Source organism: Anaerocolumna aminovalerica (assembly GCF_900115365.1).
GTDB lineage: Bacteria > Bacillota > Clostridia > Lachnospirales > Lachnospiraceae > Anaerocolumna > Anaerocolumna aminovalerica.
The window spans coordinates 24,093-35,579 of record NZ_FOWD01000042.1 but is presented as its reverse complement, the minus strand read 5'-3'; the positions used below and the strand labels follow the sequence as shown (position 1 = coordinate 35,579).

General features: G+C 34.7%; 11 protein-coding genes and 1 other annotated feature. Of the genes, 7 read left to right on the top strand and 4 right to left on the bottom strand.

Annotated elements, in window-relative coordinates:
• The 3 genes from BM183_RS17380 to lysS all read left to right on the top strand — a co-directional run.
• A partial coding sequence (locus tag BM183_RS17380; protein WP_170848058.1) for a transposase occupies positions 1-182 on the top strand: 182 nt, incomplete at its 5' end.
• Positions 183-735: 553 nt separating this feature from the next.
• Entirely contained in the window at positions 736-2,034 is a 1,299-nt protein-coding gene (locus BM183_RS17375) for a S41 family peptidase (protein ID WP_091688360.1), read from the top strand.
• A 122-nt stretch (positions 2,035-2,156) separates the two neighbouring features.
• Positions 2,157-2,444 (top strand) — a binding site (T-box leader).
• Between the two features lie 61 nt (positions 2,445-2,505).
• On the top strand, positions 2,506-3,972 hold the full coding sequence (gene lysS, locus BM183_RS17370; protein ID WP_207650158.1) for a lysine--tRNA ligase: 1,467 nt from the start codon (positions 2,506-2,508) through the stop codon (positions 3,970-3,972).
• Between the two features lie 246 nt (positions 3,973-4,218).
• Here lysS and BM183_RS17365 read toward each other — a convergent pair whose 3' ends face one another.
• The 4 genes from BM183_RS17365 to BM183_RS17350 are packed head-to-tail and all read right to left on the bottom strand — an operon-like array spanning position 4,219 to position 5,745.
• Positions 4,219-4,566, bottom strand: a complete 348-nt coding sequence (locus tag BM183_RS17365; RefSeq protein ID WP_091688358.1) for a phage holin family protein — start codon at positions 4,564-4,566, stop codon at positions 4,219-4,221.
• A 22-nt stretch (positions 4,567-4,588) separates the two neighbouring features.
• Positions 4,589-4,903: a hypothetical protein gene (locus tag BM183_RS17360; RefSeq protein ID WP_091688356.1), complete on the bottom strand. Its 315-nt coding sequence runs from the start codon at positions 4,901-4,903 to the stop codon at positions 4,589-4,591.
• Positions 4,893-5,336, bottom strand: coding sequence for an SHOCT-like domain-containing protein (locus BM183_RS17355; protein ID WP_091688354.1), 444 nt, complete (start codon positions 5,334-5,336; stop codon positions 4,893-4,895). Before BM183_RS17355 ends, BM183_RS17360 begins: the two co-directional genes overlap by 11 nt.
• A gap of 19 nt (positions 5,337-5,355) precedes the next feature.
• Positions 5,356-5,745 (bottom strand): DUF2089 domain-containing protein, encoded by a 390-nt coding sequence (locus BM183_RS17350; protein ID WP_091688352.1) that lies wholly within the window; start codon positions 5,743-5,745, stop codon positions 5,356-5,358.
• A 918-nt stretch (positions 5,746-6,663) separates the two neighbouring features.
• On the opposite strand from BM183_RS17350, the gene BM183_RS17345 reads away from it, so the two are divergent.
• From BM183_RS17345 to BM183_RS17325, 4 genes are all read left to right on the top strand, one after another.
• Positions 6,664-7,692, top strand: coding sequence for a hypothetical protein (locus BM183_RS17345; protein WP_091688350.1), 1,029 nt, complete (start codon positions 6,664-6,666; stop codon positions 7,690-7,692).
• Between the two features lie 704 nt (positions 7,693-8,396).
• On the top strand, positions 8,397-9,029 hold the full coding sequence (locus tag BM183_RS17340; RefSeq protein WP_091688348.1) for a DUF6273 domain-containing protein: 633 nt from the start codon (positions 8,397-8,399) through the stop codon (positions 9,027-9,029).
• Between the two features lie 400 nt (positions 9,030-9,429).
• Positions 9,430-10,140, top strand: coding sequence for a response regulator transcription factor (locus BM183_RS17330; RefSeq protein WP_091688344.1), 711 nt, complete (start codon positions 9,430-9,432; stop codon positions 10,138-10,140).
• Between the two features lie 103 nt (positions 10,141-10,243).
• Positions 10,244-11,416 (top strand): sensor histidine kinase, encoded by a 1,173-nt coding sequence (locus BM183_RS17325; RefSeq protein WP_139221548.1) that lies wholly within the window; start codon positions 10,244-10,246, stop codon positions 11,414-11,416.
• The last annotated feature ends 71 nt before the right edge of the window (positions 11,417-11,487 follow it).

The following is an 11,487-nucleotide window of genomic DNA, read 5'->3' as shown; positions in this document are numbered from 1 at the left end:
AATATGGAAACAGAAATTTTTGGTGCAGAGGATATTATGTAGATACAGTAGGAAAAAATGCAAAGAAAATACAAGAATATATACAAAATCAAATACAGGAAGATTTGCAATATGACCAGATATCATTGAAAGAGTATATAGACCCGTTTACGGGTGAGCCAGTACAAAAGGGCAAAAAATAAAGCCCTTTAGGGTTTGCCCGAGAAAATAGTGCGGCTGGCGAACTATTCAGTGCGTCTTTAGACGCAAGCAGGTAAAAGCCCCTTATAGGGGCAAATCAAGCCACCAGCTAAGCTGGTGGTCTTGACTAAGGGCAGGGGGACATTGGGGGGTCCATAGGGTTTCAACACGTGTTGCTAGGGTTTCTTGAAAGGTAGTATATGGAAAATTCTAATTTATTTTTATGGTCCTATGATATAATTTGTGAAAAATTGCATATAGAGGGGTAATAGCAGGAAAGAAATAAAAAGAAAATAATTCCATTTATTATTGAATCTGCATGAATTATATAGTAAGATAAACGAAGGAGTATCGTGTACAGGAGGTGTTAAAGGTAGTAAAAATAGCTCTTTTAGCTACGCTGTAATATTAAAGAAATTTATTTCTGACTAAGAAGGTAGTGAGAGGATATTAGTATATTAGAGATTGGATATACGAAATTGATGCTTGCACTTAGGCTAGAAAACAAAACTTGTCTAACACCAAGGGAGAACAAGAATAATAAGGAGTGATTAAATGCGGACAAAAATTGTCACAATACTGGTTATCGTTGTATTATTATTTTCTGTTACAGCATGCTCTGGCAACGGAGAGAATACCATGAGCAAATCAACAAATCGAGAAGTTGTATTAAAAAATGATAATACAAATGAAGAACGTAATCTTCTTTTGACTAAGGATATTTTGTTTTTTAAACAAGAGCTTCCTAAGAGGCATAAAAATCTGTTTAGTATTATTACGAAGGAAGAGTTTAATGATTTGACTGACCAGTTGATTGATAAAATAGACCAGATCAACAATGAACAGGTTTTTGTAGAACTTAATAAGATCGTTGCTTCTATTGGGGATGCGCATACAGCGATAAATATCTGGGATGGGTACAGCTATCCCCTTCAATTTTGGGTATTTGACGGAAAGATTTATGTAGTAAATGCTGACACAAGTCTGGAAGAGATGATCTTTTCACAGGTACTAAAAATAGATGGCGTTGATATTAACATTGTGATTGAACAACTTACAACTTTAATATCCCATGAAAATGAGAGCTGGGTATTGGCAATGCTTCCAAACTACCTGCAGTCACCCATCTATATGTATGGTCTGGGTATCCTTCAGAATGAGAATGAGGCTGTATTTACAGTAGAAAAAGATGGTGAAGTAAAGGATTTCACCGTTTCTGCACTTGAATACGGTGAAAGTCTTGATTTTGTTAACAAAAATACAGAGGATGTTCTTATTGGAAAATATAATAAATACTATGACTATGAATATTTATCTGATTACAAAGCTCTCTATTTTGAATATAATGTTTGTGCCGATGGGGATAACCAAAGATTCGCAGATTTTAATAAAAAAATGTTTAATTCTATTGAGGAAAATGCTGTAGAAAAAGTTATTATTGATTTAAGAAACAATTCCGGTGGAAATTCTGAAATACTTAACCCATTTACAAAGCGTCTTAAGAGCTATATTGCAGAAAATACTAATGTAAAGGTTTACATACTAGTAGGGCGCAATACCTTTTCATCGGGTATGTTTGCAATATACAGAATAAAAGAGTCGGCTCCGGAAGCTGTTTCCATAGGTGAACCCACAGGTGGTGCGCTGGATTGCTATGGAGAAGTTAAAACTATCAATCTGCCTAATTCTCAAATTCCAATAAGCTATAGCACCAAGTATTTTGAGTTCAGTAAGAACTTCAGTTATAAAAACGATGGTGTTGGAACATTTTTGCCCGACATATCCATTCAGCCTACAATAGTAGATTATAAGAGCGGAACTGATGTTGTGCTTGAATATGTATTTGGGGATTGATTTTATAGAATAATCATTTATCTCCATAGACATACCAGAATTTGTTATAATAAATAGTAAGAGAAAGTAAGATGATTGATTGACAATATAATACACATGTGCTAATATTTCTCTATTGAATAACAAAGGCAATGAAGAGAGAAAGTAGATATCAGAAGCGTTACAGAGAGTCTCAGTTGGTGTGAAGAGATACGATGGAAGGTATTGAAGAAAGACTTGGAGCTGCGTACCGACTGCCATAAGGCTGAGATTACGATGGGAACGCCCATTATAGCGTAAGAGTATCGATAAATATCCGTACTTGTTGTCTTATTTAAGCAAACGGTATAATTATCCGTACTTGCTGAGGTCTGCATTGTGAGATGCAGATGAAAAAAGGTGGTAACACGGTGATAATACCCGTCCTTTTCAATAAGGGCGGGATTTTTTTGTTTTAAAACCGCCCGTAAACTACTATACAGGAGGTTTTATATGATCGAAAATTCATTGGATGAATCAAGAATGAACAAGTTAGAGTTTGTAAGGGGGCGTACCAATCCTTATCCGGAGCGATTTGAAAAGACCCATGAATTAAAAGATATCATAGCATTAGAGGATGGTATCTCAGGAGTGAGAGCAGCTGGCCGTATTGTACTAATGCGGAAGATGGGTAAGTTATCTTTCTTAACTATATTTGACGTGAATGGAAAAGTACAAATTGCAATTAAAAAGGATACAGTTGGTGAAGAAGAATATGAATTTTTTAAAAAGAGCTTTGATATCGGAGATTTTATTGGAGTCCAAGGTGATATATTTACAACCCAAACGGGAGAAAAAACTTTACGGGCTTCAAAAATTTATTTTCTGGGAAAAGCATTGCGAGCACTTCCGGAGAAGTTTCATGGAATAACGAATATTGACAGCTGCTTCCGCCAGAGATATTTGGATCTGATTATGAACAAGGAAACGAGAGATAGATTCCTTTTTAAATTTAACTTTATTAAGGAAGTCAGAAGATTTCTTGAGGATAACGGATATATGGAAATAGAGACGCCTGTGCTGATTGACCATCCCTCAGGAGCATTAGCCAGACCATTTATATCACATCATAATGCTTTGGATATGAATGTGTATTTACGTATAGCTCCGGAAACATATCTTAAGAGAGCAATTATTGGGGGCTTTACAAAGGTATTTGAATTTGCCAGGTGTTTTCGAAATGAAGGTATAGATGCAAGCCATCTCCAGGATTTTACAATGCTTGAAGGGTATTGTGCTTATTACAATTACCTTGATAATATGGCGTTTTTACAGGAGATGCTTATTAATGTCATTACAAAATTATTTGGTAAAGCCCAGATAACAATCGGAGATAAGGAAATTGATTTCTCAGGTGAATGGCCTATAGTGACATTTAGGGACTTAATATATGGTGACTGCGGAATTGATATTAATCAGTATGATACAGCAGAAATGTTGATTGCTGAAATAGAGCGTATGGGAATCCAATTGGAGTCTGAAACAGACATTCATATGCTTGGGAGAGGTAATCTGATTGACCTGTTGTATAAGAAAGTCAGCCGGCCATCAATCATAGATCCAACATTTTTAATAGAACATCCAACTTCATTATCTCCACTTGCCCGTGCAAATGACGATAATCCGGAAGTTGTGGACAGGTTTCAATTAATTATTAATGGTGCTGAGATTATTAATGCATATTCTGAATTGGTTAATCCTATTGAACAGAAAAACAGGTTAATGGAACAGGCAAGATTAAAAGCTGGTGGTGATGAAGAAGCTATGTTTATGGATAATGACTATATCACGGCAATGGAATATGGAATGCCTCCAATTTCAGGCTGGGGTATGGGAGTTGACAGAGTACTTCAAGTCCTCACAGGGCAGGATAATATAAAGAACCTTATTATGTTTCCATTATTGAGGCCATTGGAGTAATAAATAATACAATTTTTAATGTAAGAAGAAACACAGAGATACCCGGTATTTTACCTATTTATTTCTTTTGTATTGGTAATGACTGCATAACCAATCTTGAACGGCTTTACCTATCTTAAATAATGGGATAATAAGCATAAAAAACAACTGCCCCTGACTTAGCCGGTTCTGGGGGCAGTTAATTTGATAGAAAGCTAACCACTTGGTAGTCGGCCATTCCTTTTCTTATATAACTATATCGACTAATTACCTTGATACCTTATTCATATCCTTGAACAAACGATTAAAGATAACGATGATAAAGGCGGCCAGCAGCGAATTAAGAAACCCACCCATGCTTATGTCTGTTACGAAATGATCTGCAATCATGATCGTCCAGGCATTTACAATAAAGCTGAATAATCCTAATGTCAGCAGGCTCACCGGTAATGTAATCAATAGCAGAATCGGCTTTAATATAAGGTTCACCACTAACAGCACCAATCCCATAATAAGAAGTGCCGAGGTACTGTCAATTTCAATGGTGTGTACTACAAATGACAGCAGATATATGGTTAATATGATAGATATATATTTCATGAACAATTTTGTCATTTTTACCTCCAATAGACATTCTTTACCTGACCTTAATTAATACTTTAGCTTTGTCAGTTGTAATATCAACAAGATCATAAGGTTCATCTCCTGTTAAAGAGTCCAGCAGCTTCATGACTATAATAACAAGAGCTTTTATTGAATAGATGGTGATTCGGGAGGATGAATTTGGTTCAGGTACTTTCGTTATAAAAAAACATACAACAGTCAGTAAGTCCAGAAAGCAGTCTAATAATTCCTCAAAGATATACAAGGGGATTGGAAAGGGAATACTAATGAACCTATTGTTCGAGGTCTCAAGTTTGATCCACAATAAACGAAAGCCTTTAATCCACATATACTCTCACCTTTACCATTGCCTTATGGCTTTCATCCCAGGCCTCCACATCAACGATGTTCGGATCATCCAAGGTACCGTTTATGATCTCCTCAATAATTTTTGCAAAATCTATACTGGTAATATCGATACCTTTCGCCTCCATCTCCCTTCTGGCATCAGCAGGAACTATAGTAGTCATCTTGTCAGCGATTTCACCGATGGTGGTCAGCAGACGTAACGGGACATTTACGTTAACATTAACGGAATTGTTATCAGATGTAACCTTGACCTTAAGGAACTTATAGTTGCGTCTTGTGGCTGCTACGTTTTCAACCTTCTGAATTGCTTCTGATTCCTTAGTCACATTCAGAGCTTCCAAAAGTTCCATGCCTTCGGCAGCGGTAATCTGCCCTTTTTCAATCATTTCTAATATTTTTTGTTGTTCACTCATGGACTGAACCTCCTATTAATTATAAATTTTTAATCCGTTCCGTTGCTTCTTTCGGGGAAATTTCACCCTTTGATAATTGGTCAAGAATTTCATTCTTGGCAGCTGTTTTATCTTCATTTTCCTTAATGAATTCTTTTGATGATACTTCATATCCAAGACTTCTTATCACCGAATCCAGTTTACCGCGAACTGTGGGATAAGAGATGCCCAGTTCTTTCTCAACATCCTTAATATTACCCCGGGATTTTATGAATACCTTGACAAACTCAAGATCTTCTTCTGGAAGACGGCAGAATTCACAAGGCTGGAAATCTCCTTCAATAGATGTGGAGCACTTGGGACAGCCCAGCTTGGTTATGGAAAGTTTTTCACCGCATACGGGACATTTACCTGGAGCTTTGTATTTCATTGTTTTCACCATCCTGATGTATTATTAATAACAATATATAACTTTAAATTAAATATGTCAATAATAAAATTAATAATATTAATTATTATATTAAAAATTTTAATTTCATTATTAAATATATTAAAATACTTTCTTAGACATATTTATTTTAAAGTAAAATGAGATAAACTTACATATAAATTAAATGCCAACTCATATGGATAAAAAAATCCTCCATATACCTTTCTGGATCTAGAAGATTAACATTGATGTATGAAATGCGATTCTATCTGGATATTTTTGAAATGCGAAGTTTCAATAATATATCTATACTGTAAAGTGGTTATTTTGAATACCTTATGACTAGGATAAGATTCTCTGTTATTACATTAGTTATTATATGGTAGGCTTGCTGTATAATAAGCTTGTAAATTACATACTGTTATGATATAGTAAGCATAACATACAGCTTTCTCCATTTCTTTATCAAATGGAAAAGCTGTTTTTCTTTTTTATGAAGGTATGATGAAGGAAAATAACGATATCCATGGTTTTAGCTCGCTATATATCGCCTAAATACTTGACAGAACATGGTAATTAGAATAATATTTTTATATTAATAGAATGGTTTTCTTACTCTAATTAGTTTTGTGGTTAATGTCATGAAACAAATACCAAAACTAAAACATTGATATGAGCACAAATTAACAATTGAAAATATTAAAAACTATATGTATAGGGGAAACACATGGCATGAGTAAGAGAAAGTATATATCACTTATATCTTTATTATCATTAACCACAGGTTGTTCAAATAATATGATAGGATTTACCTGGTTATGGAAATGGTTGTTAATAATATAATGTAAGTAATGGCGGCCTTTGGGATTGAGGGCGTGGATTATTATATAATTACATCTAAAATTAGAGAGGATAAACATGATGAGAAGATTTTTATATTTAATATGTCTATTATTGTGTATGCTGGCATTAATAAGTTGTGGGAAAAAATTAGATAACGGAAATAGTCCGATGCAAGAAACGGTAGTACAGCAAGATGAAATTACCAATAAAAATTACTCAAAGGTAACACCAACACCTGAAGTTAGTCCGCAGCCAAGTATAACTAAAGAAGAGAAAACATATCAAAATGATGAAGTTATTGAATCGAATAACGTAGCTGATAATATGAAAGTGTATTATCCCGTAGGAATAGATATAGATGAATTCATAAAAAGATTTAATGAAGCGATAGCAGATAATAAAGGATATCAGATTAGAGATATTAACATTAAGAAGGGGGATAAATATAATACATTTGAATATGAATTCCCAAATCAAGAGGTTTTAACCGGTATTATGAATCAAAATGCTGATTTTCTTTACCTTGAATATAAATATCCTGCTAGAACATCAAGCGAAAAAGACATTACATATGCACGTCAAATGGTGTGCGCATCTTCAATCATAGCATTTACACAAAACAGTGCAACAACTGATATTGCAGTTGAACAATCAACTGCAATAATGAAACAGCTTAGCATAATAAAAGATAATGAGGATATATACAATAAATATGTAAATGAAGAGTTGCTTATGGCTGTATGTGATGGTATCAAATATACCAGACAGTTGGATAAAAAAACGGATATAACATGTTTTACACTATCAGCTGCTAATGAGGAAAAGGAGACTGTTAATATTGAATATGAAGTTAAAACCGCTATTGAAGATGCTGAAAATGATTATTACAGTACGAAAGATTCATCAGGATTAAATGAATATCAAAAGCAGGCAATGGATTATTATCTAGGAGGGCAGAAAGAAGTTCCTGCAGGTTGGATTGAGTATAAAGCTTCTGTCGCATGGTTACTTGATGATATAACATATGGATTGTCAATTTATCATAATGGTAAGTATTATACCTCTGAAAAAAGAATGGAAGAATTAGCGGTTCAGATAAACTAACTCGTATTTTCTATGTTATAATTTATTCTTTTCAATCATCTCAAAAGCAAACAGCCCGCCACGTCCTTGTAGCAGGATGTTGCTAAAAAGGTGAGGATTTGCAGTTGAGATTTCATGAGGTTTCATCTTGTGTTATATGATGCCCGGAGAGGGGATATGCGGGATTACAAATTCATCTTGCTTCTGGTGATAACTAAGTTGCATATAAAGTTGTATATAGACGAGGAAATAACATTGTAGAAACAGCTGAAATTAATATCTTATTCGATTGTAGCCACAGGGATTATATAGTAAAATAATATAGGAGTAATCGAGACAAGGTGTGTTATCCTCCCGGAAGGGAGTGTGGTGAAATTCAGCTATGCTGAATTAATGAATTATGTTACATATTTATTTACTTTTGTATTAGTAATCATAGCGCTGCTTACCTATTTAAACAATAGGAATAATAAGCATAAAAAATAACTGCCCCTTGTCTTACCGGACACCTAAGGGCAGTTACTAAACTGTAATTAGGAGGCTAACCACTTTGTGGTCGGTTACTCCTTTTCTTATTTTTACTATAACATGACCAGAGGTAAATGTAAAGCTATAGTGTTTAAAAATCAGATATTCGATTTTGAATCATACCAATACGAATCAAAACGGGAACAGTAGAGTAAAACAGAACTACAGAAAATTTATATTATACGAGGAGAAAGAGAATGAGGGAGTTTAATATCGGCTCAATCGTGCCATTTGGCGGTTATCATTGGCGCATTCTTGATATACAAGGCAATGCGGCCTTGATTATAACTGAATATATGATCGAACAACAACCCTATAATAATTGCGCTGGTGATGTGACATGGGCTGACTGCTCGCTAAGAAAATATCTTAACGGTGAGTTTTATAACAAATTCACCGCCGCCGAACAGTCAAAAATCATTCCGGTATTGAACAAAAACCACGACAATCAGTGGTACGGTTCAAGAGGCGGAGAAGATACTCGGGATTACATATTTCTTCTAAGCATTGAAGAAGTAGTGTGCAAATATTTCGGTGACAGCAGTAAAAACCTTGAAAATCGCAGCGCCAAACAACGATACTGGTTTCAAAGGAAAGACGAGAACAACAACAAGCGAAGATCGACATTCGATGGGTATGTATGGTGGTGGTGGCTTCGGTCGCCCGGGCGTGACAATAGAAGAGCCGTATATATCCACGGCGACGGCAATATAGGCATTCAAGGAAACGGCACCTTCCGCTACAGCAGCAACACGATTCACCCTTTAACAGGCGATAACAGCGGTGGAGTTCGTCCCGCTCTGTGGCTGAGCTTGGAATTATATTTATAAGGGTTTTAGAAAAAACACAACCCCCATGACGCCTTTGTCATGGGGGTTGCTTAAAAGGGGAGGGCGAGCATTTGAAGGTTCATGAGGCGCCATCCTGTGCTATATGGTGTTTCAAAAGGGAATATAGGGAGGTTGGAATTCATATTGAGCCATCTAGCGATATATAAGTTACGTATTGGTCATATTCAGTTGAAACATCAGGAAATTATGGTAGTATCGGGCTGTATCTTAATGCATCAGTATTTAGGGGAACTAAAACACATAGTTAAGAAATTTGTAAGAATAATGTTGACTTTAGTGAAATTGTTTTAATTTATAATAAAGCCAGCTTAAAAAATATTAATTTGAGTTGTAATTACACCGGTGATTAATCAATGGAAGGAATGGCGTAAAGAATGTAATGGATAAACAGAAAATACTTTTAGTAGACGATAATAAGGAGATAATTTATACATTATCAAAATTATTGGAATTTGAGGGTTATGAGGTTGAAAAAGCTTATGATGGTATGGAGGCGCTGGAAATCATAAAGGATAATCCTATTGATTTAATCCTTCTTGATGTTATGATGCCAAGGATGAATGGTTTAACAGCAATGATGAAAATTCGTGAACATAAAAAAATACCAATCATCATTTTATCAGCAAAGACGGAGGAAAGTGATAAGGTATCCGGCCTGATTATGGGGGCGGATGATTATATTACGAAACCATTTAATACAGCGGAATTGATGGCAAGAGTACAAGCACAATTACGGCGCTATCTGGTCTGGAATGAAGGAAGACCTCAAAATACTGAGAATAAAATCATCAATGGTGATTTGGTGTTGGATATATCCTCGAAAACGGTTATTGTAAATGGAACAGAGGTAAGGCTTACAGCGAAAGAATACCATATTATGGAGCTTCTTATTCGTAATGTAGGAAGAGTATTCTCAGCTGAGGAGATATATGAAAAAGTATGGGATGATAAAAATTGCTTTGCTGTAGAAAATACAGTTATGGTACATATCAGAAGAATTAGAGAGAAAATAGAAGTAAATACAAAAAATCCAAGATATTTAAAGGTGGTGTGGGGAATTGGATATAAAATTGAAAAAATCAAAAATTGAAACAACAGTTTTTGTAATATGTGGGATAATATTTTTTATAGCATTAACAACATTAATCCAAAAAGCTGTTTATTATAGGTACAATTCAGGAGCCTTTGTATTAATGTTTATTAGCCTTATCGGGATTTTTATTATTGGAGTTAATAAAATCTTCATTAAGTGGAACGCACAACAACCAAATAAAACATTAGAAAATGATGAAATTTTAAAAAAAAGAATCTGTAAACTTCATATTCCGCTAATTCCTTATTATCTGTTAAGTTTGTTAATCTTAAATTTATGTAAGAGGAGCGGAGGTTATACATTTGCGCAGGACCTGATTACATATGACCATCTTACTTATATTTTATGGTTTATTTATTTGGTAATCCCTGTATGTTATGAAATTATAGTTTGTTATCATATAATAATTTATTATAGTCCCGAAAAACGACAGATTAAAAAGCTTGAGATGATGCTGGAATTAATCGCAGATGGTAATTGGCATATCAGTAATCCTTTTAGTGAGAAGGAATCGTTCTTTAACTATGGGGAGATTCTTGTGAATTTGGGCAGTATCACGTCACAGGCGATGGAAGATCAATTGCGGGACGAAAAGATGAAAATAGAGCTTATTACTAATGTTTCACATGATTTAAAAACACCTTTGACATCAATGATTGGATATATTGATCTGATAAAGAAGGAAGAACTCTCTGAAGTTATGAAAGATTATGTGACGGGTATCGCAGACAAAGCAGAGAAATTAAACGAAATGATTCAGAGCTTATTCGATTTGGCCAAAACAGCAAGCGGAAATATGGACTTACATATGGAAACGATTAATATGAATCGGTTGGTAATACAAATTATAGCGGATATGGATCATATAATAAAAAGCAATGATAAAATAATAAAGCTTTCCCTGACAGAAGATGCTACTGATTTCATAGCAGATAGTGCCTCTATGTATCGTGTTTGTCAGAATTTGATTGAAAATGCAATTAAATATTCTCTATCGGGGTCCAGAATTATAATTGCAACGTTTGTTCATGCTAGTCATATTAATTTAACAATTAAGAATGTTGCAAATTATGAAATGAATTTTTTGGAAAGTGAGATTGTAGATCGTTTTACAAGAGCAGATAAAGCACGGACAACAAGTGGCAATGGTTTGGGACTAGCCATTGCCAAAACCTATACCGAAGCCTGTAGCGGACATTTTAGCGTAAAAATAGATGATGATGTGTTTATAGCAAAGGTAGAATTTGAAATATGTAAAACAAACTGTAGTTAGCAAGTTCGCTCTGCGTGGCAGGCTATTGCTAAAAAGGAATGGTTTAAGGTAAATGTAAAGTTAAAGTACAA

Bases quoted from the DNA above. Each gene is read 5' to 3' on its own strand.
- BM183_RS17355 (WP_091688354.1), bottom strand. From the start codon at position 5,336: ATGAGTGAACAACAAAAAATATTAGAAATGATTGAAAAAGGGCAGATT.
- BM183_RS17340 (WP_091688348.1), top strand. From the start codon at position 8,397: ATGAGGGAGTTTAATATCGGCTCAATCGTGCCATTTGGCGGTTATCAT.
- BM183_RS17350 (WP_091688352.1), bottom strand. From the start codon at position 5,745: ATGAAATACAAAGCTCCAGGTAAATGTCCCGTATGCGGTGAAAAACTT.
- BM183_RS17330 (WP_091688344.1), top strand. From the start codon at position 9,430: ATGGATAAACAGAAAATACTTTTAGTAGACGATAATAAGGAGATAATT.
- BM183_RS17360 (WP_091688356.1), bottom strand. From the start codon at position 4,903: ATGTGGATTAAAGGCTTTCGTTTATTGTGGATCAAACTTGAGACCTCG.
- BM183_RS17345 (WP_091688350.1), top strand. From the start codon at position 6,664: ATGATGAGAAGATTTTTATATTTAATATGTCTATTATTGTGTATGCTG.
- BM183_RS17375 (WP_091688360.1), top strand. From the start codon at position 736: ATGCGGACAAAAATTGTCACAATACTGGTTATCGTTGTATTATTATTT.
- BM183_RS17365 (WP_091688358.1), bottom strand. From the start codon at position 4,566: ATGACAAAATTGTTCATGAAATATATATCTATCATATTAACCATATAT.
- lysS (WP_207650158.1), top strand. From the start codon at position 2,506: ATGATCGAAAATTCATTGGATGAATCAAGAATGAACAAGTTAGAGTTT.
- BM183_RS17325 (WP_139221548.1), top strand. From the start codon at position 10,244: ATGTTTATTAGCCTTATCGGGATTTTTATTATTGGAGTTAATAAAATC.